Annotated in this window: 31 protein-coding genes and 1 pseudogene; 17 read left to right on the forward strand and 15 right to left on the reverse strand. The window is 59.8% G+C overall.

Annotated elements, in window-relative coordinates:
* Positions 1-130 precede the first annotated feature (130 nt).
* The 4 genes from HV213_RS30120 to msrB all read right to left on the reverse strand — a co-directional run bounded on the left by HV213_RS30120 (position 131) and on the right by msrB (position 2,999).
* Positions 131-1,135: an IS110-like element IS5075 family transposase gene (locus HV213_RS30120; protein ID WP_000427614.1), complete on the reverse strand. Its 1,005-nt coding sequence runs from the start codon at positions 1,133-1,135 to the stop codon at positions 131-133.
* Positions 1,136-1,213: 78 nt separating this feature from the next.
* The gene (locus tag HV213_RS30125; protein ID WP_058678057.1) at positions 1,214-1,882 is read right to left on the reverse strand and encodes a glutathione S-transferase family protein; all 669 of its coding nucleotides are present in this window, start codon (positions 1,880-1,882) and stop codon (positions 1,214-1,216) included.
* Between the two features lie 132 nt (positions 1,883-2,014).
* Positions 2,015-2,554 (reverse strand): peptide-methionine (S)-S-oxide reductase MsrA, encoded by a 540-nt coding sequence (msrA, locus tag HV213_RS30130; RefSeq protein ID WP_004099036.1) that lies wholly within the window; start codon positions 2,552-2,554, stop codon positions 2,015-2,017.
* Between the two features lies 1 nt (position 2,555).
* Positions 2,556-2,999, reverse strand: a complete 444-nt coding sequence (gene msrB / locus HV213_RS30135; protein WP_004099035.1) for a peptide-methionine (R)-S-oxide reductase MsrB — start codon at positions 2,997-2,999, stop codon at positions 2,556-2,558.
* Positions 3,000-3,123: 124 nt separating this feature from the next.
* Here msrB and HV213_RS30140 point away from each other — a divergent pair, with 124 nt between their 5' ends.
* The gene (locus HV213_RS30140; protein ID WP_046092923.1) at positions 3,124-4,155 is read left to right on the forward strand and encodes an IS630-like element ISEc33 family transposase; all 1,032 of its coding nucleotides are present in this window, start codon (positions 3,124-3,126) and stop codon (positions 4,153-4,155) included.
* Positions 4,156-4,300: 145 nt separating this feature from the next.
* Here HV213_RS30140 and HV213_RS30145 read toward each other — a convergent pair whose 3' ends face one another.
* Complete coding sequence (locus HV213_RS30145; RefSeq protein WP_011191349.1) at positions 4,301-5,176, reverse strand: LysR family transcriptional regulator; 876 nt, start codon at positions 5,174-5,176, stop codon at positions 4,301-4,303.
* A 228-nt stretch (positions 5,177-5,404) separates the two neighbouring features.
* On the opposite strand from HV213_RS30145, the gene HV213_RS30150 reads away from it, so the two are divergent.
* The 3 genes from HV213_RS30150 to HV213_RS30160 all read left to right on the forward strand — a co-directional run bounded on the left by HV213_RS30150 (position 5,405) and on the right by HV213_RS30160 (position 8,258).
* Positions 5,405-6,637: a bifunctional alpha/beta hydrolase/OsmC family protein gene (locus HV213_RS30150; RefSeq protein ID WP_004357650.1), complete on the forward strand. Its 1,233-nt coding sequence runs from the start codon at positions 5,405-5,407 to the stop codon at positions 6,635-6,637.
* Between the two features lie 107 nt (positions 6,638-6,744).
* Complete coding sequence (gene msrA / locus HV213_RS30155) at positions 6,745-7,233, forward strand: peptide-methionine (S)-S-oxide reductase MsrA (RefSeq protein ID WP_045269765.1); 489 nt, start codon at positions 6,745-6,747, stop codon at positions 7,231-7,233.
* Positions 7,233-8,258: a zinc-binding alcohol dehydrogenase family protein gene (locus HV213_RS30160; protein ID WP_004357654.1), complete on the forward strand. Its 1,026-nt coding sequence runs from the start codon at positions 7,233-7,235 to the stop codon at positions 8,256-8,258. The genes msrA (HV213_RS30155) and HV213_RS30160 overlap by 1 nt, the downstream gene beginning before the upstream one ends.
* Before the next feature lie 396 nt (positions 8,259-8,654).
* Here HV213_RS30160 and HV213_RS30165 read toward each other — a convergent pair whose 3' ends face one another.
* Together HV213_RS30165 and HV213_RS30175 are read right to left on the reverse strand one after the other, a co-directional pair.
* The gene (locus HV213_RS30165; RefSeq protein WP_004099028.1) at positions 8,655-9,149 is read right to left on the reverse strand and encodes a MarR family winged helix-turn-helix transcriptional regulator; all 495 of its coding nucleotides are present in this window, start codon (positions 9,147-9,149) and stop codon (positions 8,655-8,657) included.
* Between the two features lie 557 nt (positions 9,150-9,706).
* Entirely contained in the window at positions 9,707-10,195 is a 489-nt protein-coding gene (locus HV213_RS30175; protein WP_004099027.1) for a YkgB family protein, read from the reverse strand.
* Positions 10,196-10,492: 297 nt separating this feature from the next.
* On the opposite strand from HV213_RS30175, the gene HV213_RS30180 reads away from it, so the two are divergent.
* Positions 10,493-10,852, forward strand: coding sequence for a DUF6314 family protein (locus HV213_RS30180; RefSeq protein ID WP_166479491.1), 360 nt, complete (start codon positions 10,493-10,495; stop codon positions 10,850-10,852).
* 38 nt (positions 10,853-10,890) lie between these two features.
* Here the strand turns inward: HV213_RS30180 and HV213_RS30185 are convergent, their stop codons facing one another.
* A complete protein-coding gene (locus HV213_RS30185) occupies positions 10,891-11,850 on the reverse strand; it encodes a YeeE/YedE thiosulfate transporter family protein (protein ID WP_004099025.1) in 960 nt (319 codons plus the stop codon).
* A 26-nt stretch (positions 11,851-11,876) separates the two neighbouring features.
* Positions 11,877-12,299: a MarR family winged helix-turn-helix transcriptional regulator gene (locus HV213_RS30190; RefSeq protein WP_223296479.1), complete on the reverse strand. Its 423-nt coding sequence runs from the start codon at positions 12,297-12,299 to the stop codon at positions 11,877-11,879.
* Positions 12,300-12,666: 367 nt separating this feature from the next.
* Between HV213_RS30190 and HV213_RS30195 the strand changes: the two genes are divergently transcribed.
* Positions 12,667-13,563: a LysR family transcriptional regulator gene (locus HV213_RS30195; protein WP_011191354.1), complete on the forward strand. Its 897-nt coding sequence runs from the start codon at positions 12,667-12,669 to the stop codon at positions 13,561-13,563.
* Here HV213_RS30195 and HV213_RS30200 read toward each other — a convergent pair.
* The 6 genes and pseudogenes from HV213_RS30200 to HV213_RS30225 form a co-directional block, all read right to left on the reverse strand.
* Positions 13,560-13,796 carry a DUF2274 domain-containing protein gene (locus tag HV213_RS30200; RefSeq protein ID WP_026227538.1) on the reverse strand — a complete coding sequence of 79 codons (237 nt, stop codon included), beginning with the start codon at positions 13,794-13,796 and terminating at the stop codon, positions 13,560-13,562. The two genes, HV213_RS30195 and HV213_RS30200, sit on opposite strands and share 4 nt — an antisense overlap.
* Positions 13,797-13,798: 2 nt before the next feature.
* Positions 13,799-15,019 carry a TraB/TrbI/VirB10 family type IV secretion system protein gene (locus HV213_RS30205; RefSeq protein ID WP_011191355.1) on the reverse strand — a complete coding sequence of 407 codons (1,221 nt, stop codon included), beginning with the start codon at positions 15,017-15,019 and terminating at the stop codon, positions 13,799-13,801.
* Complete coding sequence (gene trbG / locus HV213_RS30210) at positions 15,016-16,065, reverse strand: P-type conjugative transfer protein TrbG (RefSeq protein WP_011191356.1); 1,050 nt, start codon at positions 16,063-16,065, stop codon at positions 15,016-15,018. The genes HV213_RS30205 and trbG overlap by 4 nt, the downstream gene beginning before the upstream one ends.
* Positions 16,062-16,382 (reverse strand): annotated as a pseudogene (gene trbF, locus HV213_RS30215) (conjugal transfer protein TrbF); the annotation flags it as partial. The pseudogene trbF and the gene trbG, both read right to left, overlap by 4 nt.
* 277 nt (positions 16,383-16,659) lie before the next feature.
* A complete protein-coding gene (locus HV213_RS30220; protein WP_000427623.1) occupies positions 16,660-17,664 on the reverse strand; it encodes an IS110-like element IS4321 family transposase in 1,005 nt (334 codons plus the stop codon).
* Positions 17,665-17,742: 78 nt separating this feature from the next.
* Entirely contained in the window at positions 17,743-20,709 is a 2,967-nt protein-coding gene (locus HV213_RS30225; RefSeq protein ID WP_015065644.1) for a Tn3-like element ISPa38 family transposase, read from the reverse strand.
* Positions 20,710-20,867: 158 nt separating this feature from the next.
* Here HV213_RS30225 and HV213_RS30230 point away from each other — a divergent pair, with 158 nt between their 5' ends.
* From HV213_RS30230 to HV213_RS30280, 11 genes are all read left to right on the forward strand, one after another.
* The gene (locus HV213_RS30230; protein WP_001247892.1) at positions 20,868-21,158 is read left to right on the forward strand and encodes a nucleotidyltransferase family protein; all 291 of its coding nucleotides are present in this window, start codon (positions 20,868-20,870) and stop codon (positions 21,156-21,158) included.
* A complete protein-coding gene (locus tag HV213_RS30235; protein ID WP_001293886.1) occupies positions 21,155-21,556 on the forward strand; it encodes a HepT-like ribonuclease domain-containing protein in 402 nt (133 codons plus the stop codon). Before HV213_RS30230 ends, HV213_RS30235 begins: the two co-directional genes overlap by 4 nt.
* Positions 21,546-21,902: a cupin domain-containing protein gene (locus HV213_RS30240; RefSeq protein WP_000215515.1), complete on the forward strand. Its 357-nt coding sequence runs from the start codon at positions 21,546-21,548 to the stop codon at positions 21,900-21,902. Before HV213_RS30235 ends, HV213_RS30240 begins: the two co-directional genes overlap by 11 nt.
* Before the next feature lie 254 nt (positions 21,903-22,156).
* Positions 22,157-22,483 (forward strand): hypothetical protein, encoded by a 327-nt coding sequence (locus HV213_RS30245; RefSeq protein WP_003100858.1) that lies wholly within the window; start codon positions 22,157-22,159, stop codon positions 22,481-22,483.
* Positions 22,480-22,980 carry a hypothetical protein gene (locus HV213_RS30250; protein ID WP_003100856.1) on the forward strand — a complete coding sequence of 167 codons (501 nt, stop codon included), beginning with the start codon at positions 22,480-22,482 and terminating at the stop codon, positions 22,978-22,980. Before HV213_RS30245 ends, HV213_RS30250 begins: the two co-directional genes overlap by 4 nt.
* Positions 22,977-23,348 (forward strand): hypothetical protein, encoded by a 372-nt coding sequence (locus HV213_RS30255; protein WP_003100853.1) that lies wholly within the window; start codon positions 22,977-22,979, stop codon positions 23,346-23,348. Before HV213_RS30250 ends, HV213_RS30255 begins: the two co-directional genes overlap by 4 nt.
* Complete coding sequence (locus tag HV213_RS30260; RefSeq protein ID WP_003100847.1) at positions 23,342-23,899, forward strand: recombinase family protein; 558 nt, start codon at positions 23,342-23,344, stop codon at positions 23,897-23,899. Before HV213_RS30255 ends, HV213_RS30260 begins: the two co-directional genes overlap by 7 nt.
* 36 nt (positions 23,900-23,935) lie before the next feature.
* The gene (locus tag HV213_RS30265) at positions 23,936-24,904 is read left to right on the forward strand and encodes a magnesium and cobalt transport protein CorA (RefSeq protein ID WP_032640602.1); all 969 of its coding nucleotides are present in this window, start codon (positions 23,936-23,938) and stop codon (positions 24,902-24,904) included.
* Positions 24,905-24,995: 91 nt separating this feature from the next.
* Positions 24,996-25,568 carry a hypothetical protein gene (locus tag HV213_RS30270; protein ID WP_004099040.1) on the forward strand — a complete coding sequence of 191 codons (573 nt, stop codon included), beginning with the start codon at positions 24,996-24,998 and terminating at the stop codon, positions 25,566-25,568.
* 87 nt (positions 25,569-25,655) lie between these two features.
* Positions 25,656-26,105 carry a hypothetical protein gene (locus HV213_RS30275; protein WP_004099042.1) on the forward strand — a complete coding sequence of 150 codons (450 nt, stop codon included), beginning with the start codon at positions 25,656-25,658 and terminating at the stop codon, positions 26,103-26,105.
* Between the two features lie 106 nt (positions 26,106-26,211).
* Positions 26,212-26,613, forward strand: a complete 402-nt coding sequence (locus HV213_RS30280) for a RidA family protein (protein ID WP_004099044.1) — start codon at positions 26,212-26,214, stop codon at positions 26,611-26,613.
* The last annotated feature ends 9 nt before the right edge of the window (positions 26,614-26,622 follow it).

Here is a 26,622-nt window from a genome sequence, read left to right on the forward strand (position 1 = left end):
GAAAATATACGGCTTCAATGAGCCTTTCCGTTTTACAGGTTCCTCAACAGGCCGGTGGGCCGTTAGTATCATCAATATCAGTATTCGCAAAACCAGATGAATGATTGTTTAAACTGGTGTATTTCTGCCTTTATGCTTCGTAAGTTTGCTGTCGCGCCGTCAGTGCCCAGGCTATTCTGGCCAGCTTGTTTGCCAGAGCACAGGTGACGACAAAGTTGCTTTTCCGACACAACAACTCCCTGACCCAGTCGGCCAACTTGCCAGACTGGTGTTCCAGTTTTTGTATGAATACCCTGGCACACTGAACCAACAAAGTTCGGATCTTTTTGTTGCCCCGCTTGCTAATCCCTAACAATGTCGTCCGACCTCCCGTGCTGTACTGTCGGGGTACCAGCCCTGTTGCCGCCGCAAAGTCACGGCTGCTGGCGTACTGCTTCCCGTCGCCAATCTCAGTTGAAATAGTACTGGCAGTCAGCGTTCCAACGCAGGGAATACTCAGCAAGCGCTGTCCAACCTCATCTTCGTCCAACTTTCGTTTCAACTGAGATTCCAGATCTTTAATCTGCTCAACAAGATAGTGATAATGCTGTTGTAATTTCAGCAGTAACTGGCTGAGATAAAGAGGCAAACTACTGTCCTCAAGAAGGGTACTCAGTCGACTAATAACGGCAGCACCTCGCGGAACGCTGATACCAAATTCCAGCAGAAAAGCATGCATCTGATTAGTTGTTTTCACCTTATCCTGAACCAGGGATTCACGGACACGATGCAGAGCTCGCATTGCCTGCTGAGATTCGGTTCTGGGCTGCACGAAACGCATAGATGGACGTGATGCTGCTTCACAGATAGCTTCAGCATCAACGAAGTCATTTTTGTTGCTTTTAACGAATGGGCGGACAAATTGCGGTGATATCAGCTTTGGAAAATGCCCTAACTCTGCCAGCTTGCGTGCCATAAAGTGAGAACCGCCACAGGCTTCCATCGCGATGGTTGTTGCTGGGCATGTCGCCAGAAATTCGATTAGCTTTGGTCGGGTGAATTTTTTACGGTAAACGGCCTTCCCACGATGATCCTGACAATGAATATGGAAAGAGTTCTTACCCAGATCGATACCAATAAGCGCAATGTTTTCCATGATGGTTCTCCGAATGAAAGCCTGTCCTCAGCATAGTACTGGGAAGGAGGGAGTGACCATCTCATTAAATAAAGCACGCTAAGCCGGTCGCGCCAGCCCGCGTTCGAGCCATGCCTGCACGTTCGAATAGCTGCTTAGGCCGAGGATGTCGCCCGCTGCGTAGAATTCGACCAGCGCATTCACCCAGCCAAACGTCGCAATGTCCGCGATCGAGTAATCATCGACAATCCATTCGCGGCCCTCCAGCCGGTGATCCAGGACCCCGAGAAGACGCCTGGATTCATCAACAAAGCGCTGCCGAGGTCGCTTGTCCTCATAGTCCTTGCCGGCAAATCGCAGGAAAAAGCCTAGCTGTCCGAAGGTCGGCCCAACGCCCGACACCTGAAAGAACACCCAGGCCAGAGTCTCGTACCGCTGGGCGGGTGTTGTTGAGATGAGCTGCCCCGTCTTGTCGGCCAGATAGATGAGGATCGCACCGGTTTCCCATATGCCAATGGGCTGGCCGTCAGGGCCAGCCGGATCGATGATCGCGGGTATGCGGCCGTTGGGATTCAACGACACGAACGCTGGATCCTTCGACTCGTTGTTCGAGATGTCGACGAAGTGGGGCTCATACGGCAGGCCAGTCTCCTCCAGCATCATCGAGACCTTGACGCCGTTGGGCGTGGGGGCCGCGTATAGTTGCAAGCGATCCGGATAAGATGCTGGCCAGCGCTGCGTGATGGGAAAGGAGGAGAGGTCTGTCATATCTGGATCCTGGCACTGCGACGGCGGCTGAATGGAATGATCTGCTTCAAGGCCGGGTTCGACGACCGCGTCGATTGACGCGGTCGTCGGAGGTTGCGAACCGGATCGGCGCGGCACTAACGGCAGCGAAGCCTATTCCGCTGCAGCCCCGGCCGCAGGGCTCACATCGCCGGCCTCATGCCGCTTTGGAAGAACCCAGTCGGGACGGACGAAGTGGCAGGTGTAGCCGCCCGGCCGCTTCTCCAGATAATCCTGGTGATCGGGCTCGGCCTCCCAGAACTCGCCGACCGGCTGGACCTCGGTCACCACTTTGCCATCCCACAGCCCCGAGGCATCCACATCGGCGATCGTATCCTCGGCGACGCGCTTCTGCTCCTCGTCGACATAATAGATGCCCGACCGGTAGGAGAGCCCACGATCATTGCCCTGGCGGTTCAGCGTCGTCGGATCGTGGATCTGGAAGAAGAATTCCAGGATGTGCCGGTAGCTCGTCACTGTCGGGTCGAAGACAATCTCGATCCCCTCGGCATGCGTGCCGTGATTACGATACGTGGCGTTCGGAATATCGCCGCCCGTGTAACCCACACGGGTCGAGATGATGCCGGGCCGCTTGCGGATCAGATCCTGCATGCCCCAGAAACATCCTCCTGCGAGAACAGCGCGCTGATGCATGTTAAGCCTCCTCTACTTGATCGAGATATTCACCGTATCCCTCGGACTCCATCTCGTCGCGCGGGATGAAGCGAAGGGACGCAGAGTTGATGCAGTAGCGCAGACCGCCGCGGTCGGAAGGACCGTCCGGGAAAACGTGGCCCAGATGGCTGTCGGCGTGTACCGACCTGACCTCCGTCCGGACCATGCCGTGTGCACTGTCCCGCACCTCGTTCACGTTTGCCGGAACGATCGGCTTGGTGAAGCTGGGCCAGCCAGTACCCGAATCGAACTTGTCCGTTGAAGCGAACAGCGGCTCTCCCGACACTATGTCGACGTAGATGCCAGGCTCCTTGTTGTCGTTGTGCTCACCCGTGAAGGGCCTTTCGGTCCCCGAATCCTGGGTAATCCGGCGTTGCTCGGGGGTCAGGCGGTCAACTGCTGCCTGTGACTTCTCAAACTTCATGATAGTCTCCAATAATTAATCTAAATAGATGCGCGGAATAGTAGATCACTGAAAGGGAACTCAGCCCGGATTGTGCGATCTGATCAATCGCCAAACCAACCAAAACCACCAACCGGACTGAGCGATGCCGATCATAGCACCAATACCCCGTGGCGAACGACGCCTGATGCAGAAAGCTATTCATAAAACGCGCGATAAAAATCATGCCCGCAGACTCACGGCCATGCTGATGCTTCATCGGGGTGAACGGGTCAGCGATGTTGCCAGAACTCTCTGTTGTGCTCGTTCATCCGTTGGTCGCTGGATTAACTGGTTTACGCACTCAGGTATTGAAGGCCTGAAATCCTTACCCGCAGGGCGCTCCCGACGCTGGCCTTTTGAACATATCTGCACCCTGTTACGTGAGCTGATAAAGCATTCTCCCGGCGATTTTGGTTATCAACGTTCACGCTGGAGCACCGAATTACTGGCAATAAAAATCAATGAGATAACCGGTTGCCAGTTACATGCAGGAACCGTTCGCCGCTGGTTGCCATCTGCGGGGCTTGTATGGCGCAGGGCCGCGCCAACTCTGCGTATCCGTGACCCACATAAAGATGAAAAGATGGCGGTAATCCACAAAGCGCTGGATGAATGCAGCGCAGAGCATCCGGTATTTTATGAAGATGAAGTGGATATCCACCTTAATCCTAAAATCGGTGCGGACTGGCAGTTGCGCGGACAGCAGAAACGGGTAGTGACGCCGGGGCAGAACGAAAAATACTATCTGGCCGGCGCACTGCACAGTGGCACGGGTAAAGTCAGCTACGTGGGCGGCAACAGCAAAAGTTCAGCGCTGTTTATCGCTCTGCTGAAGCACCTGAAAGCCACTTACCGGCGGGCGAAAACAATCACGCTGATCGTTGATAACTACATTATCCATAAAAGCCGCGAAACACAGCGCTGGTTGAAAGCAAATCCCAAGTTCAGGGTAATTTACCAGCCGGTTTACTCGCCGTGGGTGAATCATGTGGAACGGCTATGGCAGGCACTTCATGACACGATAACCCGTAATCATCAGTGCCGCTCAATGTGGCAGTTACTGAAAAAGGTCCGCCATTTTATGGAAACCGCCAGCCCATTCCCCGGAGGAAAACATGGTCAGGCAAAAGTGTAGCGGTATTAGGCGCAGCTATTTAGAGAGCTCGACACACTGTCATTTATCTTTGCAGTCATTGCGCCGACTATCGCAGTGCGCCCCAGATTTATCCAATACGCTGCGCGTATAGTTTCCATAGCGCCGAAGCTCTTCACGTCGTGATTCAGTTCCACTCATACCGGGCTGCCAGCTGCGCGATGTTCCGTATCTCGACCGTTGCCGTGGAGCCGGATACTGTCGCGATCACGACTTCGCGCTCCAAGACAAATCCGTCGATCGGCCGAGTGACGAGGCCTTGCACGGTCGGCGATCGTTCCGGAAGAATGCATATGGCGTGGCCGTCAGCGACGACCCGTTGCACCCAGTCCTCGCGATCTGATCGAAAGCGAGGTCGCATGAGCAAGTCCCGTCGCGCGAAGTGATCGAGGATCCGATCGCGAAACTCGCATTTCAGGCGATCGACGAAAGGAAACTCGAGCAGGTCTTCGCCGCGCACGATCTCGTTGGCAGCCAAGGGATGGTTTGCAGAACAGCCGAGCACGAAGCGCTCCCGAAATAGAGGATGCACATCCAGCTTGCGTTCCGGTCTTGTTTCACGCGGCATGATGCACGCGTGGTATTTTCCTGAAAGCACCTCCGATGTGTCCTCGTTCGACTGGAGCGAGTGCAGCTTGATTTCGATGGATGGCATCTCCGCCAATGCGCTCTCGAAGAATGCCGTAAATTCCTTTGGTCCGACGGTGGGCGCGACGGCGACATCCAGCACGCGGTGCCCCCCCATCGCCCAGTGCTCCGAGTGATTGCGAACGCTCTTCATCGCGACCACCATGCGCCGGAATTCTGCCTCGACGTCATGGCCAAGGCCAGTCAGGCGGCTGTTCTTCCCGTCGCGATAGATCAGCGGCCCGCCAAGCTCATCTTCCAAGCGGCGGATCGCGCGGGTCAGACTTGGCTGTGACACACCGCTCAAGCGAGCGGCCGCTGTGAAATTCAGCGTCTCGGCCAAGTTGATGAAATAGCTGACTTGATTGAGTTCCATAGTCCTTTGGCCCACGCGCCTGACTGATACCTCTTCCGTGAGACCGCCTTTGGAAAGCAGGTCGCAGAAGTATGCTTGGCGCATATAATCATGGTATAGGGGCTTGTCTATATGCGCCAGACATATAAATGATAGCCTGAGATGACGATTACCGGTTGGCGGTGCGCTCCGCTCAGCTCCGTCGAAGGTTCTGAGAGCGCAACCGCCAAGCCGCGTGCTGGAGGTTTGATGGACATGGCAGGAAGATCATTTACGTTTGTCAGTGGGGCTGGCTCTCCGCTGTCCGGGCACCTCGAACCGCCGGAAGGGACGCCGCGGGGCTGGGCGATCTTCGCCCACTGCTTCACGTGCGGGAAAGACAGTCGCGCCGCTGTTCACATCTCGCGCGCGCTGTCGCGTGCGGGCATCGGGGTCTTGAGGTTCGATTTCGCCGGGACCGGGATCGGCGGTGGGACGGGAGAACCTGTGAACTTCGCGTCGGACGTCGAGGACCTTCGGGCCGCCGCAAATGCGATGGCGGCGGCGGGCATGTCACCGTCCCTCCTCGTCGGGCACAGCCTGGGTGGCACCGCTGCGATCGTAGCCGCCGCCGACATGCCTGATATTGCGGCGGTAGCGACGATTGGTGCGCCGGCCGACCTTCAGCATATCTTGCGCCTCTTCGGACCGAATGATCTGGACACCATCGCGAGCGAGGGCGAGGCCTCGGTGGAGATTGCCGGTAGGCCCTTCCTCATTCGCCGAGGGTTCCTTGAGGCGGTTGAGGGGATCGACGTCGAGAAGGCCATTGCCTCCCTGCGACGGCCGGTGCTGGTCATGCACTCTCCGCTGGATCAGGTGGTCGGCATCGACCACGCGTCGCGCATCTTCGTCGCGTCCAGGCACCCTAAAAGCTTCATCTCGCTCGACAACGCGGATCACCTTCTCACCGACGTCGCGGACGCGAACTACGCCGCGGCCATGGTGGCGGTTTGGGCGAGCCGCTTTCTCCCACCACTCAGCGCGGATCTTCCGCAGGTCGAGGTTGCGGAGGGCGTCGTCTCCACCGAAACTCTTGCAGGGACGTTCCAGCTCAAGGTCCGCAGCGGCGAGCACACTCTGTTCGCCGACGAGCCAGCATCGGTCGGTGGCCTCGGGACCGGACTATCTCCCTACGAACTCGTATCTGCCGGCCTCGCAGCCTGCACGGTGATGACGATGCGTCTCTATGCGAACCGCAAGGGCTTTCCGCTCGAACGGGCGAGCACGACCGTGCAGCACGAGAAGGTGCCGGACATGATGCCACCCGACCGGTTCACCCGCACCATTGTCCTCGATGGGCCGCTGAGTGATGATCAGCGCGCTCGGATCCTCGCGATCGCTGATCGGTGTCCCGTCGATCTGAGTCTCATCCGGGGTTCGGACGTGCAGACCGAGCTCTTGAGCGCCAGTCAGGCTGCGGATCCCGCGAGGCTGGCTTGACCGTGGCGCACACGGAGGAGGGCGAACGGACTGTGAGCCAATCGCCTACCGGCAATAGGGCGGCCGCGACAGAGCGAGCAATTCTCGCAGGCGGCTGCTTCTGGGGCATGGAGGATTTGCTGCGCCGAGCCAGGGGAGTCATTTCGACGCGTGTCGGTTACACAGGCGGAGAAATGCCTGATCCGACCTACGCGAGACATTACGGCCATGCGGAAGCAGTGGAAGTGACCTTCGACCCTTCCGTTCTCGCCTATCGCTCGCTCTTGGAACTCTTCTTCCAGATACATGACCCCACGACCTACGAGCAACAAGGCAGCGATGTCGGTCCGAGCTATCGATCGGCGATTTTCTACACCACCGAAGTGCAGAAGGAAGTCGCCCTCACAACCATCGCGGAAATCGAGGCATCAGGAAGCTGGCCAGGCCCGGTCGTGTCGGAGATCAACCCAGAAGAACCCTTTTGGGAGGCGGAGCCAGAGCACCAAGAATACCTGGTGCGCTATCCTGGGGGCTATAGCTGCCACTTCGTGCGCCCGACCTGGCGGTTGGACCGCTCAGACGAACGCCCAGCTGTAATACTTGACAGAAAGAGTTGATGATGACCGAAACCGTGACTAATCAGGCCGCCTGGCAGAAAGCGCCGGGGCAGCCACTGAGGATCGGTGTCACCGCTCTGCCGCATCTGGCGGCGAACGAGATATTGATCCGCAACGCGGCCATCGCGATCAACCCACTCGACTGGATTCTGCAGGACGTCGCGCTTTTGCCATGGCTCGACTATCCCGCGATTCTCGGCAGCGACGTCTCCGGTGAGGTCGCGGCGGTCGGTGGCGCGGTCGAGCGGTTCAAGGTCGGCGATCGAGTCATCGGACAGGCGGTCGGGACAACCGTAAATCAACCTGCGCAGGGTGCGTTCCAGCACCACACGATCGTGCTGGACCACATGGCGGCGCCGATCCCCAACAACATTGCCTTCGCTGATGCGGCAGTCCTCCCGCTTGGCCTTGGCACCGCCGCAAGCGGGCTCTACGGACGGACACAGTTGGCTCTCGCGCCACCGTTACACTCGCCGACCGCGCGTCCAGAGGTCGTTCTGGTCTGGGGTGGATCGTCGAGCGTTGGCTGCAACGCCATCCAGCTCGCGGTGGCGTCGGGCTACAGGTGCGTCGCCACCGCTTCGGCGCGCAACGTCGGCCTGTTGAAGGAGCTGGGTGCAAGCGAGGTTCTTGACCACTCGAGTCCAGCCATCGTGGAAGACGTGATTGAGGCAATGCGCGGGCGCAGTCTCGCTGGAACGCTTCACGCGACCGGTCACATGAAAGACTGTTTTGCCGTAGTTGCGAGATGCGAGGGCTCGCGCCGGGTGGCAGCGACGCTGGCCCCGCCCGACGAGCGTTCATTTGGAGTCGAGGCGACGCACATCTCCGGGACGAGCCTCAAGGATGACGAGGTTGGTCCAATGATCTACCGCGAATTCCTGCCGCAGGCTCTCGCGGCGCGCACGTTCGTCCCCGCCCCTCCGGCGAAGATCGTGGGCCAGGGCCTTGAAATGCTCCAGGCTGCCTTGGAAGCCCTGAAGGCGGGTGTATCCGCAGCGAAAATCGTCGTTACCCTGCCTTGAGTGACCAGCCAGGCGGTTTTTCGCGTTCGCAGTCTGAGGTGGCCCGCACTTTGCCGATTGGGAAGCTCTACCGGGAAAACGCGTTTGGGACGCGCGCTGCGCTCCTGCCGGAGCATGCGTTCCCGAAACCTGTTCCCGACTGCTTTTCCCCGAAACTACCTATCGGACATAGAGAAATGGGAATGCAGCGAGTGGTTTGAACGGCCGCTTCCGAAACCGCGTTCCGATCAATTGAGCGGCTAAAAGTGGGGCGATCACCGACATATTAGAATGAGACCGCCATGCCCGATCGGCCGGCTTGACGCGTAGCCAAAAGAATGCGGCTGATGGTAGGCTCGCTGACATTATGAAGCCCCGCCATCTGAGCAGCGTTGAGCTGCCGCAATTGCGAGTCTCCTACGCGTCGTCGTTCTTCTCGCGGTCCACACCTCGCTCATGCAATTCGGCATCGACGGGGCAGTTCGTGCAGCCCTCGTAGCAGCACAAGCGGCAGATGCGGTATGACTGCTCGAGGTTTTCCAAGCGATTTCGGAGAACGCGTTCAGCGATGTCCGATAAGGTTTTCAGTTCGTCTGGATTAAGGATCGATAGCCCTTCGGCAATCACTTGATCGCGCGAGGCCAGGACCTCGTCGCTCGCGACCTTGCCAGTTGGAGTAAGATAGAGGGATCGCGCGCGCCCGTCTGTCGAATGCTCCCTACGCTCGATCAATCCCTCGCTTACCAATCTATCCACCAGGCGAACAGTTCCAGCATGTGAAAGGCCCACCCCGATCGCAAGCATACGGATCGAGAGCCCGGGCTTGTGCGCGAGCAACGCCAGCGCTGAGGCGGCGGGTCCAGCTTCCGGCGCCCGCGATGAACTAGCGCGAACGATGTCGTCGCTGATCATGAGTGCGAACGCCCCGAAAATGTTTCGATCTCGAGGTCCATCCATTGCCACATCTATATGTGCGCGGAGCATAGACAGCAAGCCATACCGTGGTCCTCTTCCTCCGCGCGGCTTGTGGAAAATGTCCTGTTTTAGAAGGGTTTCGGAGGATTTCGACTGATCGAGCGCGCCGAAAAAAACGGGTCCGGCTCGTTAAGGCCGCGGAACCGTTGATACCTGGCGGCTATAGGGCAAGCCTTTTCGCTCGGAATCGCCGTAGGTCGCGCCCGAGAATCACTCCGCGTCAGCGCTGTCATCCAGGCCGCGCAGGTGCAGATCAGCGAGACCTAGCTTGCCCCCGGCGTCGCACTTCCATCGTGTCACCGCGCGCGATCACGATTGTATCAATCCCATTGAGGAACAGTCCGTGCTCCACGACGTCGGGGATTGCGGCGAAACGGGCGAAGACCGCGTCGCCATGCAGCTGAGCGCCTCCGGGCTCGATATCGCGACGGAGCATCCATGCCCCGCGGAGGTTCTGCAGGATTTGCACGCCCGCCGTCACGAGAGGACCACAGTCACGAGAGCACAAGCGCCCCTCTGTGGCGGACCGAAGCACGCAGCAGCACGAGGGACGCCGCTAGCAGAACTGCGTCCTTCAGTAGAAACTGCCCTGGTGCAGCCGAAATCGCAGGAAAGCCGCCGGCAGTCTGCTCCGCGACACCTGGAGTGGTGATGAAAAAGGTCAGCGTGATCAGATAGGTCGCTGCTGACATTAGTGCGCCTAGCGCAGAGAAGAGTGGACGAAATGCACCAAGGATCAGAACGAGACCGGTCGATAACTCGATAACGCCGATGAAATAGCTTTGCCCCTGCGTCCCGAACATGCCGAGCCAATTCATGATCGGGCTGTGTTCGATAAACGGGGCGATACCATAGGCCTCGTACGCTGTGAACTTCATCGCGCCGAACCACAGAAATACGATCACGAGAGCCCATCTAAGCAGGCCAAGATCCCTCCGACCGTGCTCGGGGACAAGAAATTCATAACGGTCGAAAATGCTCATCTAAAATTCCTCAACAGTGGTCCCGTGGGAACGTCACGAACGTCGTCTACGTGCTTCGGGCAGGCGTTGCAGTATATGCGCGACGCATATACCATATACTAATAAGCGAGATATGTCGAGCGGCTGGCTCGCGCTTCGCTGCCTCACGAAGCCATCCTCATCGGCGATGCCTTTACCCAGCAAACGCGCGACCTTTGCGGGATTTTGACTTGATGGGGCTGGCGCTCCGGGTGGGCCTATAGCCCGTTGGCAAACGTCCAGCCTGTACGGATGGACGCGGCCCTGGACGAGATAACCATGCCCACCGAAATCGTAGCAGCGATCGGCGAAGGCGCGCTCGCTTATCGAGAGAGCGGCATTCTCTCACTGGCAGATGGCAGAGTATTCTCCGCGTGCCGGCAGTATCGCTATCGCTTGAGCGAGGACAGTGTTGTCGTCGAGTTCGCAGACGGACCTCATATCGGGACGCAGTTCCTCAGCTTGAGTTTCTCGCGGACGGATACCGGGTTGGAAGCGAGTGGCGTCTATGCCTGCGGAGACGACACCTACCATGCAACCTACAGGATTCTGGGGCCGGCGGCCTTTGAAGTGGTCATCATGGTCCAAGGGCCTGCAAAGGCATACGAGCTAGTCAGCCGATATTCCCGGTCGGGATAAATGCTCATGTCAGGAGGGCAAGTCCTCTGTTGCCCTTATCATGGCCGTGAAAGGCAGCGCCGGAATAACTTACCACGCGCTGCAAATCCGAAGACGATTGTCGTCGTCATCAGAAGGTAGGCGACTATCCCACCAGGTGAAAGAGTCGGAACCGCTGCGAGGATCAACCCATCATTCCCGCCGGGTATGAGCGCGATGCCGATACCCATCAATGTGCCGCCGACGACAGATCGCAGAATGCCATTGGCTGTCGGCAGTTGGAGACGCAGATTGCCTTGGCGAAAGGAGGCGGTTAGGGCGCCTGCGATCGAAGAGATCACCGCAGTGAGCGCGACCTCGCCGGCCGGGGACATTCTGAGAGGAAGGGCGCGTTGAATCACGTCTGCGAAGGTCCAGGCCGGCGAGAGTGCATATAGAAGTCCGCCAGTGATACCGAGTCCAATCATCGAAGCGCCGAACGACCAACCCGGCTTTGTTCGCAGAACGCTCTTCGTGGAAACGAAAACGAGTGCCAGCACGAGCACAACTAGGAAGGCTAGGAGAGTAACGAGGCCTGTTGCGCTCGGTTTGGAGATTAAGCTTGGCCATGTTGAATCGTAGCCGAACCTGCCATGGTCGGCAGCCAAGATACCAATCGTTAATCCCAAGGGTAGAGCTAGAAGTCGCATCTCCCCATCCCCAAGCCGCGCCAGCGATCCGAGCAGGCATGTGTCATTAATGAGTGCGCCGAGGCCGAAGGCGATGGCGCCGATGAGCAGGAGGAAATTGATGCTGGTCGAGGGTGCGAGTGTTGCGCCCAGTGTTCCCGTCCAGACTATCGGGACCGCAACCAGGCCTGCCGCTGCCGACGCTGCGAGAAATCCGACGAACATTTTCGGCGGCTGTCTTCTGTGTAACTCATGAGCGGCCACCACTAAACAGGTTCCGCCTTGGTTCGCCGCATATCCGAACCCGAAGGCAAGTACGCATAGAAGAAGTTCGAGCGCAAACGATCCCATTATTTCAAGCCTGCCTGATCATATCGTCAGCCTTCTGATGCGACGTTCCAGCGTGGCGAGCGCCCCGGCTTAGCTTTACCACGGGAAGGCGCGATCCTGCTGTAGCCGCACAGATGGCAAAGGCTGACCGAGCCATCTTTGTCGAAGCCGTTTGCCACAAGGAGCCGCTCCGACAGCATGCCTAGAATGTCGAGGTCATTGGGCGACAGGGGCGAAATACATTCGGAGATCACCTGCTCCCGTGCCTTGAGCAAGGCGTCCGTTATCTTCTTCCCCGAATTGGTGAGGTGAATGAAGCGCGCCCGCCTGTCGGTGATTTGTCTTCGTCGTTCCACCAACTGTTCGCGCTCGAGCCTATCGATCAATCGCACCGTCCCGGCATGAGAAAGCCCGATCGAGGTAGCCAAAACGCTGATCGGCAGTCCGGGCTCCATGCTGAGTAACACCATCACGGCGGTCCCCGGGCCGCTTGGTGAAAACGAGGCCGAGACACTGGCGATGCTGTCTGCAACGGCCAACGCGAGTGCACCTAAATGGTACTTGGCGACCTCAGGCTCCATACCGCAAGAATATATGCTTCGCGCATAGACTTCAAGCGTGTGAAAATGTATGACCGCCGCATGCATCTATGACAGATTCGGACATGGTCATGCTCATTGAGGGGCTCAGCTCGGATTCCACATCTGAGATCAACGGACGTGCTCGTTCCCCAGGCGCTAGCGGGGGTGGGCTCGATGAAAGTGGACGTGCATGGGTGCCGCTCACCGGGCGCAGGCGGTTCGCCGATGAGACCGCCGGTATGATCGGACGGGTCTCATGCCCGACCTGACTCTTGATCTCCGATACCTGAAGTACGCCGTTCAGGTCGCCGAGGCCGGCAGCTTCCGCCGAGCGGCGGAGCGCCTATCGATATCGCAATCCACCGTCAGCCGACGTGTGCAGCTGTTTGAGCGCCAACTTGGCTTTTCTCTCTTCAAGCGTACGCGAGCGGGGGCAGGGCTGACTCCAGAAGGTGAGCGCTTCCTTCAACAAGCGGTGGTGGGAGCGCGCTACCTTCGTAACGCCGCAACGGAGATCCGCTCCGCGCGGAAACTCAAGACCGGGCTCGTGAGGTTTGGAATGCTTGAAGCGTTCCCGGCGTGCCCGATCATCAACATTCTCTCGGCATTCAGAAATAGACATCCGACGATCGAGGTAAAGCTTGAGGAAGGCACTTCAGAAGAAAACACTTTGGGGGTGAAGCGCGGATTACTGGACGCAGCAATCAGCCTGAGTGCGAGCAAGAGCCCTCAGTTCCAAGTTCGACGTCTCTGCGAACCAGATCTGTTCGTGGCATTGTCCCCGCTTCACGAGTTGGCAGCACGGCCACAGCTGTCGTGGGAGGACGTTTGTGACGAAGTCTTCCTCGTTCGCTCGGATGGCGCTGGGCGTGAGCTCGCTGGCATACTCCGGCGCATGGTGGGCGCCGGAGACGGAGCGGTTCAACTCTCGATCCAACAAGTCAGCCGAGAAACCCTGCTGACGATGGTCGAACAGGGCTTCGGCTTGACCATCACCAGCGTGATCTACCGGCCGGATATCGCGTTGATCCCGCTCCCATCGGCGCGGGCGCCGACGGCCGCTATAATTTCTTCCAGTGACAACGACAACCCGACTCTGCCGCTGCTGCTGAAGTGTTTCGACACCCCCTCTAGAGCGGGGACCACGGATTAATCGGCGCTCCCCGGCGTCAACGTTCGCCTGGCTTTGGCGAAGCCACGGTCTGTCGCGATGAACCGTTGTAACATCGGGACGATTAACCGAGCTGGGTCAACAGCGGACTGACCTTGCTCTCGGCCCAATAGGTGGGCGTAGTCAACAAGGTCCTGGTGGAGAGCTGCAGGTAGCTCGACCTGTACCTTAAGCGGCTTGTCGTCCGCGATGGGGCCTAGCTTAAGCTTCGACATCATCACCCTCCATATGGCTCCAGTACCAAGTCTCGCGTCACGAGAACGCGCACGGGAAATCCGGGCCGAATAGTGATCGTGGGCGCGACGTTGAGCTGACGCCTCACAATCTGCTGCCCTGCGTCGTTGATGGTGTCCTGCCCACCGTTCCGGATCGCCTGAACGAGCTGATCGTCGTTGTCGACCGCGAGTTCGGCGCCGACGCTCAGCAGTGTCGACAATCCCGCAGCCTTGGCCAGATCCCACCAATGGTAATCGACGCCATCCTGCAGCCCGGCGAACCCTTCAGCGTCAGCACCAGGCTGGCGCTCGAGAACGATCGAGCGCCCGTTCGGGAAGACGAGCCGAGTCCAGACGAGCAGGACTCGGCTCTGGCCGAACTGCACGTTGTTGTCGTACTGCCCGACCACACGAGTGCCTTGCGGCACAAGCAAGATACGGCCGGTTGGGCTGTCGTAGATGTTTTCGGTGACCTGCGCGGTGATCTGGCCGGGTAGATCGGATCGGATGCCGGTGATCAGCGCCGCGGATATCACTGCTCCCGCCTGAAGGACGTTCGGCGATACTGGCGCAGCGACGCGATCGGGCGCAACCGTCCTGCGATCGGCCGCGGCGTTCAGAAACGCGTTCTGCCGGTCCTGCGCCGAGGGCGTGGCGGGCGGCGGAGCGAGGCCAATGCTCGCCAAATCCGGCACCGGCGCGAGCGCTGGGGCAGCTCCCGCAGCAGCGGGTGTGCCCCGGCTTTCCGATCCGGAGAAGAGACGGCTGGTGCGCGCGGTCTCGATTTCCTGAAGGCGGCGCTGCTCTTCCGGGCTGATGCCGGGATTGGGCGTGGCCGTCCCGGGTGTGGGCACCGGCTGTCCGCGATCCTGGGTACTAAGGATCGGCCGGCCGAGGTCACCGGGAAGAGGGGGACCGAGCTGTGGCACGCCACTGTAATCTCGCGGCAGGCCGGCCAGTCCGTCAGCGGTCGAGCGGTTCTCGGTCGAATAGAGTTCGTCGTTCGGCCGACCGGCGTCGCGGGTCTGAAGCGCGTAGATCAGCGCACCTCCGAGCCCGACGCTGGCGACAAGACCGAGGCCGGCGAGAACCTTCCGCGACAACCGGGTGACGCGGGGCGGTTCGGCCCGCAGCCGCATCGGCGCAGGCCCGACCGGCTCGCCGGTCAGGGGCTGCGCATCGTCGTCCGGCACTTCCTCAATCCGGGGCGGGTTCTCGCTCACGAGGTCGGCCTCCCGTCTGTGCGGACGATCCTGACGCGCTTCTGCTCGCGGCCGGAGCCGAAGCGAAGTTCGGCAGCCGCGAACAGACGATCAACGATCATGTGGTGGCCGCGAACGCGATAGTTCACGAGCTCAGAGGTGTTGCCCTCGGGGCCGACGACGAAGAGTGGCGGCATCTCGCCCTGACCGATGCCGCGCGGAAACTCGATAAAGACCTGGCGTCCGTCGTCGAAGGCGCGCAGCGGCCGCCACGGCGCACGGTCGCCCTCGATCGCATAGCGGAAGTTGACGTTCGCGAGATCGACGCCGCTCGCCACCGGCTGGGCCGCCTGCGCCTCGGCGTTCTGACGGCGCAGCGCAATGAGCTGGTCTTGCGGATACTGCCATGAGACCGACGCCATATAGGTGCGCTCTGTCGAGCGCAGCTCCATGTGATAGGTGCGCATGTTGGTGTTGATGACGAGGTTTGTCATCAGGTCGGCGCGGGTGGGCTTTACTAGGATGTGGATCTGGCGCGTTGCCCCCGATCCGCTCTCGGTGTCGCCGATGATCCAGCGCACTGTGTCGCCGGCGGCCACCGGGCCTGCGCCGACAAGCTGCTCCCCGGGTTGGAGCGCGATGTCGGTGATCTGCCCGACGGCGGTATAGACTTGATAAAGCGCCCCTTGAGTCCACGGGTAGACCTGCATCGAGTTAATGAAGCCGTCGCGCACCGGCTGGACTCGTGCCGCCTCGTTTGCCTGGTTGACGCGAGCGGTCGGATTAGAAGGCTCCGGGGCACGCCGCGTCTCCTCCACACGCTGCAATTGGCCAGGCAGCGGCAGCGGCCGGGGCAGCTCGACCACGGTGACCGGCGCGGGTGGATCGACGGTCTGCACCGCCGGAGCCGCATTGTCGTAGGAAATCTCCGGCGGCGGATTGGTGGTCGCGCAGCCCGCGAGCGCGGTCGCCGCTAGCAGAACGACCGGGAATGCGGCTCTACGGAGAGCCGGGAGTACGTGTGTGTGTGAAGCCGGGTTTCCGGCTTTACGGAAATACGGCTTCATTGCCCAAGCTCCCGTGACCAGTTGATGGCGTTGACGTAGATGCCGAGCGGGTTCGCCCTGAGCCGGTCGGCGTTTCGGGGGATCTGCACGACGATCGTCAGGATCGCGGTCCAGCGCGTGGTCTCGGCGAGCTGGCCATTTTCGTATCGGCGCTCGACCCAGGCGACGCGGAAGCTGTCCGGGGACGCGCGGATGACGCTGGAGACGTCGACAGCGACCTGCTGCCGGCCGACCCGTGTAAAGGGGTCGTTGGAGCGGGCGTAGTCATTGAGCGCCATGGCGCCGCGGTCAGTCGTGAAGTCGTAGGCGCGCAGCCAGGGGTCGTCTCAGAAAACGGAATCTATGGTCACTCCCGTTTTTGCAACACCGATTTTGACGACAAGTTGGCTTGCTTGAATCTATCCGGCGTCTGAATGGGATTTTATTCCCGCGCCTTGATGAGTTCCGCGCCTGATGAACCTCCAGAAAATATACGGCTTCAATGAGCCTTTCCGTTTTACAGGTTCCTCAACAGGCCGGTGGGCCGTTAGTATCATCAATATCAGTATTCGCAAAACCAGATCAGTAATTCTTTAAACCGGTGTATTTCTGCCGTTATGCTACATAAGTTTGCTGTCGTGCCGTTAGGGCCCAGGCTATTCTGGCCAGCTTGTTTGCCAGAGCACAAGTGACGACAAAGTTGCTTTTCCGGCACAGTAAATCCCTGACCCAATCGGCCAATTTGCCAGACTGGTGTTCCAGTTTTTGTATGAATACCCTGGCACATTGAACCAACAAAGTTCGGATCTTTTTATTACCTCGCTTACTAATTCCCAGCAATGTCGTCCTACCTCCCGTGCTGTACTGCCGAGGTACAAGCCCTGTTGCCGCCGCAAAGTCACGGCTGCTGGCGTACTGCTTCCCGTCGCCAATCTCAGTTGAAATAGTACTCGCTGTCAGTGTTCCGACGCAGGGAATGCTCAGCAAGCGCTGTCCAACCTCATCTTCGTCCAACTTTCGTTTCAACTGGGATTCCAAATCTTTAATCTGCTCAACAAGATAGTGATAATGCTGTTGTAATTTCAGCAATAACTGGCTGAGGTAAAGAGGCAAACTATTATCCTCAAGAATGGTACTCAGTCGGCTAATAACGGCAGCTCCTCGGGGAACGCTAATGCCAAATTCCAGCAGAAAAGCATGCATTTGATTGGTTGTTTTTACCTTATCCTGAACCAGGGATTCACGGACACGATGCAGAGCCCGCATTGCCTGCTGAGATTCCGTTCTGGGCTGCACAAAACGCATAGACGGACGCGATGCAGCTTCACAAATAGCTTCGGCGTCGACAAAGTCGTTTTTATTGCTTTTAACGAACGGGCGGACAAATTGTGGTGATATCAGCTTTGGGGAATGCCCCAACTCTTCCAACTTGCGTGCCATAAAGTGAGAACCGCCACAGGCTTCCATTGCGATGGTTGTAGCGGGGCATGTCGCCAAAAATTCGATCAACTTTGGCCGGGTAAATTTTTTACGGTAAACAGCCTTCCCGCGACGATCCTGGCAATGAATATGGAAAGAGTTTTTACCCAGATCGATACCAATGAGCGCAATGTTTTCCATGATAGTTCTCCGAATGAAAGCCTGTCCTCAGCATAATACCGGGAAGGAGGGAGTGACCATCTCATTAAATAAAGCACGCTAAGCCGGTTGCAGCGGCCGTAGCGGCCTGAACTTGCCCGCGCCGATCTTGGCGCTGCTGCGCCAGAGGTAATCGCCGGTCAGGTTGATGTGCTCCCAGCCGAGCGGCGACAGGTACTGCAACAGGCCGTCATCGACGGCTTGACCGTGGCCACGCAAGGCGTTCGCGGCCCGCTCCAGATAGACCGTGTTCCATAGCACGATGGCCGCCGTCACCAGGTTGAGGCCGCTGGCCCGGTAGCGCTGCTGCTCGAAGCTGCGGTCGCGGATTTCCCCCAGGCGGTTGAAGAACACGGCGCGGGCCAGCGCGTTGCGCGCCTCGCCTTTGTTCAGCCCGGCATGCACGCGGCGGCGCAGCTCGACGCTTTGCAGCCAGTCCAGGATGAACAGTGTGCGCTCGATGCGTCCCAGCTCACGCAGGGCGACGGCCAGGCCGTTCTGGCGCGGGTAGCTGCCAAGCTTCCTGAGCATCAGCGAGGCCGTCGCCGTGCCCTGCTTGATCGAGGTGGCCATCCGCAGGATTTCATCCCAATGGGCGCGGACGTGCTTGATGTTGAGCGTGCCGCCGATCATCGGTTTCAACGCCTCGTAGGTGGCATCGCCCTTCGGGATGTAGAGCTTGGTGTCGCCCAGGTCACGAATGCGCGGGGCGAAGCGGAAGCCCAGCAGGTGCATCAACGCGAAGACGTGGTCCGTGAACCCTGCCGTGTCGGTGTAGTGCTCCTCGATCCGCAGGTCGGATTCGTGATACAGCAGGCCGTCGAGCACGTAGGTCGAGTCGCGCACGCCGACGTTCACGACCTTGGTGTGGAACGGCGCGTACTGGTCGGAGATATGGGTGTAGAACGTCCGCCCTGGGCTGCTGCCGTATTTCGGATTGATGTGGCCGGTGCTCTCGGCCTTGCTGCCGGTGCGGAAGTTCTGGCCGTCCGACGATGACGTGGTGCCGTCGCCCCAATGCCCGGCGAAGGGATGTCGGAACTGCGCGTTGACCAGCTCGGCCAGTGCCGCCCCGTAGGTTTCGTCGCGGATGTGCCAGGCTTGCAGCCAGGCCAGCTTGGCGTAGGTCGTGCCGGGGCACGATTCCGCCATCTTGGTCAGGCCCAGGTTGATCGCGTCGGCGAGGATCGTGGTCAGCAACAGGTTTTTGTCCTTGGCCAGGTCGCCTGACTTCAGGTGGGCGAAGTGCCGGGTGAAGCCCGTCCATTCGTCTACCTCCAGCAGCAATTCGGTGATCTTGACGTGCGGTAGGATCATCGCCGTCTGGTCGATCAGGGCCTGTGCGGTATCGGGCACCGCCGCATCGAGCGGCGTGATCTTCAGGCCCGACTCCGTGATGATGGCGTCCGGCAGCTCGTTGGCCAGCGCCATGCGGTTGACGGTGGCGAGCTGCGTTTCCAGCAGCGTCAGCCGGTCATGCAGGTACTGGTCGCAATCGGTGGCCACGGCCAGCGGCAATTCGCTGGCCTGCTTGAGGCTGGCGAATTTCGCGGGCGGCACCAGGTAGTCCTCGAAGTCCTTGAACTGGCGCGAGCCTTGCACCCAGATGTCGCCGGAGCGCAGCGCGTTCTTCAGCTCCGACAGCGCGCACAGTTCGTAGTAGCGCCGGTCGATGCCGGTGTCGGTCATCACCAGCTTCTGCCAGCGCGGCTTGATGAACTCGGTCGGCGCGTCGGTGGGCACCTTGCGGGCGTTGTCGCTGTTCATGCTGCGCAGCACCTCGATGGCGTCGAGTACGTCCTTGGCGGCGGGCGCGGCCCGCAACTTGAGCACGTCGAGAAATTCCGGCGCGTAGCGGCGCAGCGTGGCGTAGCTCTCGCCGATGCGGTGCAGGAAATCGAAGTCCTCGGGTTGCGCGAGCCGCTGCGCTTCGGTGACGCTCTCGGCGAAAGCATCCCAGGACATGACGGCCTCGATGGCGGCGAACGGATCGCGGCCCGCTTGCTTGGCCTCGATCAGCGCCTGGCCGATGCGCCCGAACAGCCGCACCTTGGCATTGATCGCCTTGCCGGATGCCTGGAACTGCTGCTGATGCTTGTTCTTGGCGGCATTGAACAGCTTGCCCAGGATGCGGTCATGCAGGTCGATGATTTCGTCGGTGACGGTGGCCATGCCCTCGATGGCGAGCGCCACCAGGGTCGCGTAACGCCGCTGCGGCTCGAACTTCGCCAGGTCGGCGGGCGTCATCTGGCCGCCCTCGCGGGCGATCTTGAGCAGCCGGTTCTGGTGAACCAGCCGCTCGATGCCGGAGGGCAGGTCGAGCGCCTGCCACGCCTTGAGGCGTTCGATGTGTTCCAGCATGTGCCGCGAGTTCGGTTTGACCGGGGATTGCCGCAGCCAGGCCAGCCACGTCGTCTTGCCGTTGTCGCGGCGCTTGAGCAGATCGTCGAGGCGACGGCGATGCACGTCCGTCAGCGGCTCAGCCAAGGCGTCGTAGAGACGCCGGTTGGCGCGGGTAATCGCTTCGGCGCTCGCCCGCTCGACGGCGTTGAGGGCGGGCACAATGACCGACTGCCGCCGCAGGTGCTCGATCAAGGCTCTGGCCAGCACGATGCCCTTGTCGGTTTGCATGGCCAGCTCGGTCAGCAACTGGACAGCCTGCCGGTAGTGGCCAATCGTGAACGGCTGGAAGCCGAACACCGTTTGCAGCTCGACCAGGTGCTCGCGTCGGGTCTGCTCACGCTGCCCGTACTCGTCCCAGCTTTCGATGCCGACCTTGAGCTGGTTGGCGACCAGTCTCAGCAATGGCGGGAACGGTGGCTCATCAGCGCCAAGGATGACGCCGGGAAAGCGCAGGTAGCAGAGCTGCACCGCGAAGCCCAGCCGATTGGCCGGGCCGCGCCGCTGCCGGATGATGGAGAGGTCGCTTTCGCTGAACGTGTAGTGACGGATCAACTCATCCTTGGTGTCCGGCAACGCCAGCAGGCTTTCGCGCTCGGCGGCGGAGAGGATCGAACGGCGGGGCATGCGGTTTCCTTCTTCTTGAAAACGTAGGTTTGTGACAAGCCCGCCAAGGCAACCGGCGCGGCACGGGAATCAAGGCATTGCGATTCTCGAAAATAGTTCTTGAAATTCTATTCTTGATTGCATATCATCTCAACGAGTTTCGATAAGAAAGGATGCGCATGCGACCGTCTGTTGTGCTTGACATGAAGCGAAGCGCAGTGCGTGAAGCGGTAGGCCGCTTTCGCGCCGCGAACCCGCGCGTCTTCGGCTCGGTGCTGCATGGCACCGACCGGGATGGCAGCGACCTCGACCTGTTGGTCGATGCGCTGCCCGGTGCCACGTTGTTGGACTTGGGCGATTTGGAAGAAGAACTGAAATCGCTGCTCGGCGTTGACGTCGATCTGCTGACTCCCGGCGACCTGCCGCCGAAGTTCCGGGCCAAGGTGCTCGCGGAGGCGCAACCGATATGAGCGAGAACCGCCTGCCCGATTACCTCGACCACATTCAGCAGGCCGCAACCGATGCGCGCAGCTTCGTGGAAGGGATGGCCAAGGACGACTTCTTGGCCGACAAGCGCACCCAGCAGGCCGTCATCATGAGCCTGATCGTCATCGGCGAGGCGGCCACAAAGGTGATGGATGGCTACGTCGAGTTCACCCAGGCGCATGCCGACGTGCCGTGGCGCAGCATGCGCAATATGCGTAATCGCATGGCTCACGGCTATTTCGACATCAACCTCGATGTGGTGTGGGAGACGGTACAGGAATGGCTGCCGGCGTTGCTCCAGCAATTGCCCGCCGTGCGTCAGGATGCCGACGATGAAGACCGTAACGACAACTGTGAAAGAGGGATCTCCGATGACTGTTGAATCGAGAATATTTTCTGTAGCCGAGTATGTTCAGCCGTCCGAAGGCGAGCCTATTCGTTCCGTTGTGCTTGAAACCCGAGACTCAATTATCGTGGTTTGGCATGTCCATCCCGGGCAGGAAATTGCGGCTCACATTCATCCTCACGGCCAAGACACGTGGACTGTTTTGTCGGGAATGGCTGATTACTTTCAGGGCAATGGGATTGTTCGTGCCCTCAGGGAAGGTGAGATAGCCGTGGCAAGACCGGGCCAAGTGCACGGGGCGCGAAATACAGGTACCGAGCCATTTGTGTTAGTCTCGGTTGTGGCATCAGCCAATGCCGGTTTCGTATTGGCTGAGCGATAGAGCCCAATCTCTGGAGTTGGTCCAATGAGCGGTCGGGGAGATAGGTAACAGACATGCAGCGGACACGGCTGCTAAACCAGGTCGCAAACCTCCTTGCGTCGCAGCGTGCCGCAAGCGACGCGATCAATCGAATGGGGTCGGCATGAGACTGAACACCATCCAGTTCCCGACCGCGTAGCCGCCTGTCCTGCCGATCAGGTCTTGACCATCGACGCCTGGGATCAGTCCTGAATGTTCTTGGAGACCACTACGTTATGAGCCGCAGCCGCCGCAAAACACCCATCGTCGGGCACACGACCTGCGGCAGCGAGCGCGAGGACAAGAAGCTCTGGCATCAGCGCTGGCGCACCCGTGAGCGCACGGCGCTGACCAGCGCGTCGCCCGAAGCCCTGAGCGCCCATCTGCCCCTGCTGGAAAACCAGGCCAGCAGCGTCTGGTCGATGGGCAAGGATGGCCGCTCCTACTGGCCCGTCAAGCGCCAGGCCGCCACGGCGGATCGCATCGCCAATCACAAGGGACGCAACCCGCAAGAACGCGCCTCCCTGAAAAAGCGCCTGCTGCGCAAGTGGATGAGCAAATGAAGCTCTCCTTCCATCAGCACATTGCGCTGTTCTGGATGATCGGTGCTCCGGGCGTCTTCGCGCCCGTGATCGAGAACGCCAAGCGGCCCGATGCCGGCGCCGTCATGGCGTGGGGTGTCGCGATCGTGGCGGTGATGATCCTCTTCACCCCTTTGCTGCTGCGCTGTCCACCATTCCGGCGCTGGTATGGCCGGACGGATGCGCTGTCGGAGCGGCAGCGCCAGGCGCTTGCCGAGCGCGGCCTGCGCCGCTACTACCAGACCGCTTTCGATGACGGCTACGTGCCCCGCGTGATGCCCTACGTGTGGCGCATCATCTGGACGGTCGGCGGGTTGATGGCTGTGACCGCCGTACTGCCTACCAACACCGGACGGCCAGCCTTCGATGCCTTGGTGGTCTTCTCGACCTGGTATCCGATAGGCGTGATGCTGCTGGTTTTCGCGTCGAGGCCCCTTGGCCGGTTGATTCGCCAAAGAGCACAGGAGCGGCGGAAATGAGCACGTCAACCATCGAGGCGCTGGCCAGCGCCTGGGCAAGGATTGCCGAGGAAGCGGAATTCCCCGCTGACTACGAGGGGACTGCCACACCACAAGCGCATCGGGCTAGCGAAGCTATTCAGGAGCAGATTCGGGAGCGCATCGTCGCCACCAACGACATGCGGCTGTTCAGCCTGCTGCACCTGCTGGGTCAGGCGTCGCTGCGCATGGAGCAAGCGCTGTGGCCGGAGGATTACGAGCGGATGACGCGCGAGGTTGAGGAAGCCCTGCGGCAAGCCACCGACGCCAACGCCAGATCGTACACCCACGAAGAAGTGATGCAGGCGATGCAGGAACGCATCGACCGGGCGCGAGACAAGCCATGTTGATTGGCTATGCGCGCGTCTCGACGCAGGATCAGAACCTGGAGCTGCAACGCGAAGCCTTGAGCAAGGCCGGATGTAAAAAGGTCTTCGAGGACAAGGTGAGTGGCACGCGGGCAGACCGGCCTGGCTTGGCCAAGACGCTCGAAATGCTGCGCGAAGGCGATACTTTGGTCGTCTGGAAGCTCGACCGGCTGGGCCGGTCGGTCAAGCAACTGGTCGATCTGGTCGGCGATCTGCACAAGCACGGTGTCCAGTTCAGGAGCCTCACCGACTCCATCGACACCGGCACACCATCCGGGCGGTTCTTCTTCCACGTCATGGCGAGCCTTGCCGAAATGGAGCGCGAGCTGACCGTCGAGCGCACCCGCGCCGGGCTGGAAGTCGCCAAGCAGCTCGGCCGCAAAGGCGGCCGCAAGCCGAAGATGACCGACAGCAAGATCGAGTCGGCCAAGAAGCTGCTGGCCAGCGGGGTGCCGCCCAAGGACGTGGCCAAGAACCTCGGCGTGTCCATTCCGACGCTGTACCGCTGGGTGCCAGCCTCCACGCACGCTTAGCGTGCTTTATTTTCCGTTTTCTGAGACGACCCCTGCATGACCATTATCGCCGCATATTATTACAACGAAGGTAAGCGAGTCCGTGAAATCAGGCTCGATGAGCACGTCGAACTAAACGAGAATCGCTCGGGCTTCTGCTGGATCGCGCTTAGCGAGCCCACCGCAGACGAACTCAGCGCGATCCAGACGACGTATAACCTCCATCCTTTGGCGATCGACAACGCCATGCACCCGCTGTGCCCGCCCAAGCTCGAGGTCTACAACGATGAGTTGTACGTCGTCGCCCAGACCGCCGAGCTGGTCGGCGACCGGATCAGCTACGGCAAGATGGCGATCTTCACCGGTCACAATCACCTTATCACCGTGCGGCACGGCAATGCCGGAGCGCTGGGCAAACTTCGGGAGCAACTCGAGGCATCGCCGACGCAGTTCGGCAAGGGTGTCGACTATGTGCTGCACGCGATCTTGCACCGAGTGGTCGACCAGTATCTGCCCATCTTCGAAATGATCGAGGACGACGTCCTGGCGATGGAGCGACGGTCGCTGCACGATTTCCTCGAGCCAGAAGAGGTGGCGCGAATCTTCGAACTAAGGTCCGAACTCACGCGGTTCCAGCGCACGCTCGGGGCTATGGCCGAGCTGGTGCGAAAGCTCGTTCGCGGCCACTTTCCCTGCATCAGCGCCGAAATGACACCATATTTCCACGACGTCGCGGACCATGTCCACCGCGTGCAGTCCATGGTCGACGGCCTCCTGCTTGTCCTGTCCACGGTCTTCGAGGCCAGCAGCCTTCTGGAAGCGCAAAGGATCGGTGTGGTCACTCGCCAGCTCGCGGCCTGGGCGGCGATCTTGGCGGTCCCGACGGCGATCGCCGGAATATATGGCATGAACTTCAAGCACATGCCGGAACTGGACACGCCATATGGCTACTTCGTCGTGCTCGGAGTGATAGCGGTGTTCTGCCTTCTCCTATTCATGCGCTTCAAGAAGGCCAAGTGGCTATGAGTAACGCACTTCGCGAGCTTCTCCGTCCGCCGAGTCACAGCGCGCTTTGTGCGCGAGCGTGTCCAATCCAGTTCAAGATGAAGGTGCTTCCATGACCTCCCAGGTGACCGACGTTCTAGAAGCAGTCCAGTCATTCATCGCCAAAGGCTATGACCGCGAATACCGCGTCAAGGACGGCAATCTCGTCGATCTCGAACTAGGGTCAACCCTCGATGCATGCAGCATTCGCGTCGATGCGGCGTTGCGCCTCGAGAGCGGGGACGACGGCGAAGATGCCTCCAACATCTACGCGATCACCGATCCGGCGACAGAGCATAAAGGCCTGTTGATCGACGCCTTCGACGTGTTCCACGAAATCTGCCCCCGCGACTTGTCCGAGCGCCTTGTGGCGCATCGGGAAACAGCACCGGCAGGTGACCAGGACGCGCCGAGCAAGCACGGACTACGGAAAGTCTACAAGAGCGAGTTTCACAGCGATCCCGAGCGTTACGTTCTGCGCGAGGGCTTTCCAGACTTCCCGCCATGCCCTTTCGGCCAATCCTTCAGCATCCTCGGCTTCGATACCGCCGAGCAGGAATATGTCTGGCTCGTCACGAGCATCATTCGAGATCCTCGGCTGATCAGGGTTCCATACCAGGGCGAAGACGTCATCAGCGACGAATAGCGGTGTCGCTTAGCCGGAAAGGCTGGCCTTCCTGGCCCACACATCTGCAGGCTGAACTTTAAGAACATCGAAAATTAGGAGGTGATTATGGACTGGAACAAGGACCACATACGAGAAACTATGCTCTTGCTGGAGACAGCAGCGTTGCACAGCGCTCGCGAAAACTACCTGGACTATGTCTCTACCGCTCGGCTCGATCGGAGCGAACCGATCGAAAACGACGAACTAGCTCAGGCCGAGGTCGCGAGCGACTTCGCTGAAGCGCTCGATGACACGCTCCATGACTACGCCAATAAACTCGAAAAGCTCAGGACGATCGATTTCGGCCCCAAGTTGGCCGTCAACGAAGGCGCTGTCGTCAAGCTGTCCGGCCGCCACTTTGTGATCGCGGTGTCAACGAGCAAGTTTACCTGTCAGGGGCGTGAGCTCATGGGCATTTCCACGATGGCGCCGATCTTCGAAGCGATCGAGGGTGCCCGAGCCGGGGAGACCGTGCAGTTCAACGGCCGGGACCTCACCGTAGAAGACGTGGAATAAAGCCCTCCACCGCAGCCGGCGCGCTAGTGCCGAACGCCCTGCATCTCTTTCTGCATGCATACGGTCACTTGCAGCCGCGTTGACCTGGCTCATCAAAGGCAAACTCATGACAACACCTTCATTCTTCATCACCCCCGGATACGGGACGCGCCTGCATGACGCGCTTCATTATTCTCAGGCAATGCGCATTGGTGACCGCGTGGAGATCTCCGGACAGGGCGGATGGAACGACGATCTCGTCATTCCGGAGTCGATTGAGGAAGAGATCGAGCAGGCGTTCAAGAACGTGGAACGGACGCTCGCGACCGCCGGAGCACGCTGGCCGCATGTGGTCCACGTCAATTCCTATCACGTCGGTGGATTCCCTCCCGTGATCAACGAAACAATGGCCAAGCTGTATCGCCACTACATGCCCGACCGCGCTCCAATCTGGACGCAGTTGGGAATCGAAGCGCTGGGGCTTCCAACCATGCGTATCGAAATTCGCGTAACAGCTATCATCGCCTGACCCCGCGGT

The organism is Klebsiella sp. RHBSTW-00484, assembly GCF_013705725.1.
In the GTDB taxonomy this organism is placed as follows: domain Bacteria; phylum Pseudomonadota; class Gammaproteobacteria; order Enterobacterales; family Enterobacteriaceae; genus Klebsiella.

Bases quoted from the DNA above. Each gene is read 5' to 3' on its own strand.
- HV213_RS30120 (WP_000427614.1), bottom strand. From the start codon at position 1,135: ATGGAAAACATTGCGCTTATTGGTATCGATCTGGGTAAGAACTCTTTC.
- HV213_RS30125 (WP_058678057.1), bottom strand. From the start codon at position 1,882: ATGACAGACCTCTCCTCCTTTCCCATCACGCAGCGCTGGCCAGCATCT.
- msrA (WP_004099036.1), bottom strand. From the start codon at position 2,554: ATGCATCAGCGCGCTGTTCTCGCAGGAGGATGTTTCTGGGGCATGCAG.
- msrB (WP_004099035.1), bottom strand. From the start codon at position 2,999: ATGAAGTTTGAGAAGTCACAGGCAGCAGTTGACCGCCTGACCCCCGAG.
- HV213_RS30140 (WP_046092923.1), top strand. From the start codon at position 3,124: ATGCCGATCATAGCACCAATACCCCGTGGCGAACGACGCCTGATGCAG.
- HV213_RS30145 (WP_011191349.1), bottom strand. From the start codon at position 5,176: ATGGAACTCAATCAAGTCAGCTATTTCATCAACTTGGCCGAGACGCTG.
- HV213_RS30150 (WP_004357650.1), top strand. From the start codon at position 5,405: ATGGACATGGCAGGAAGATCATTTACGTTTGTCAGTGGGGCTGGCTCT.
- msrA (WP_045269765.1), top strand. From the start codon at position 6,745: ATGGAGGATTTGCTGCGCCGAGCCAGGGGAGTCATTTCGACGCGTGTC.
- HV213_RS30160 (WP_004357654.1), top strand. From the start codon at position 7,233: ATGATGACCGAAACCGTGACTAATCAGGCCGCCTGGCAGAAAGCGCCG.
- HV213_RS30165 (WP_004099028.1), bottom strand. From the start codon at position 9,149: ATGATCAGCGACGACATCGTTCGCGCTAGTTCATCGCGGGCGCCGGAA.
- HV213_RS30175 (WP_004099027.1), bottom strand. From the start codon at position 10,195: ATGAGCATTTTCGACCGTTATGAATTTCTTGTCCCCGAGCACGGTCGG.
- HV213_RS30180 (WP_166479491.1), top strand. From the start codon at position 10,493: ATGCCCACCGAAATCGTAGCAGCGATCGGCGAAGGCGCGCTCGCTTAT.
- HV213_RS30185 (WP_004099025.1), bottom strand. From the start codon at position 11,850: ATGGGATCGTTTGCGCTCGAACTTCTTCTATGCGTACTTGCCTTCGGG.
- HV213_RS30190 (WP_223296479.1), bottom strand. From the start codon at position 12,299: ATGGTGTTACTCAGCATGGAGCCCGGACTGCCGATCAGCGTTTTGGCT.
- HV213_RS30195 (WP_011191354.1), top strand. From the start codon at position 12,667: ATGCCCGACCTGACTCTTGATCTCCGATACCTGAAGTACGCCGTTCAG.
- HV213_RS30200 (WP_026227538.1), bottom strand. From the start codon at position 13,796: ATGTCGAAGCTTAAGCTAGGCCCCATCGCGGACGACAAGCCGCTTAAG.
- trbG (WP_011191356.1), bottom strand. From the start codon at position 16,065: ATGAAGCCGTATTTCCGTAAAGCCGGAAACCCGGCTTCACACACACAC.
- HV213_RS30220 (WP_000427623.1), bottom strand. From the start codon at position 17,664: ATGGAAAACATTGCGCTCATTGGTATCGATCTGGGTAAAAACTCTTTC.
- HV213_RS30225 (WP_015065644.1), bottom strand. From the start codon at position 20,709: ATGCCCCGCCGTTCGATCCTCTCCGCCGCCGAGCGCGAAAGCCTGCTG.
- HV213_RS30230 (WP_001247892.1), top strand. From the start codon at position 20,868: ATGCGACCGTCTGTTGTGCTTGACATGAAGCGAAGCGCAGTGCGTGAA.
- HV213_RS30235 (WP_001293886.1), top strand. From the start codon at position 21,155: ATGAGCGAGAACCGCCTGCCCGATTACCTCGACCACATTCAGCAGGCC.
- HV213_RS30240 (WP_000215515.1), top strand. From the start codon at position 21,546: ATGACTGTTGAATCGAGAATATTTTCTGTAGCCGAGTATGTTCAGCCG.
- HV213_RS30245 (WP_003100858.1), top strand. From the start codon at position 22,157: ATGAGCCGCAGCCGCCGCAAAACACCCATCGTCGGGCACACGACCTGC.
- HV213_RS30250 (WP_003100856.1), top strand. From the start codon at position 22,480: ATGAAGCTCTCCTTCCATCAGCACATTGCGCTGTTCTGGATGATCGGT.
- HV213_RS30255 (WP_003100853.1), top strand. From the start codon at position 22,977: ATGAGCACGTCAACCATCGAGGCGCTGGCCAGCGCCTGGGCAAGGATT.
- HV213_RS30260 (WP_003100847.1), top strand. From the start codon at position 23,342: ATGTTGATTGGCTATGCGCGCGTCTCGACGCAGGATCAGAACCTGGAG.
- HV213_RS30265 (WP_032640602.1), top strand. From the start codon at position 23,936: ATGACCATTATCGCCGCATATTATTACAACGAAGGTAAGCGAGTCCGT.
- HV213_RS30270 (WP_004099040.1), top strand. From the start codon at position 24,996: ATGACCTCCCAGGTGACCGACGTTCTAGAAGCAGTCCAGTCATTCATC.
- HV213_RS30275 (WP_004099042.1), top strand. From the start codon at position 25,656: ATGGACTGGAACAAGGACCACATACGAGAAACTATGCTCTTGCTGGAG.
- HV213_RS30280 (WP_004099044.1), top strand. From the start codon at position 26,212: ATGACAACACCTTCATTCTTCATCACCCCCGGATACGGGACGCGCCTG.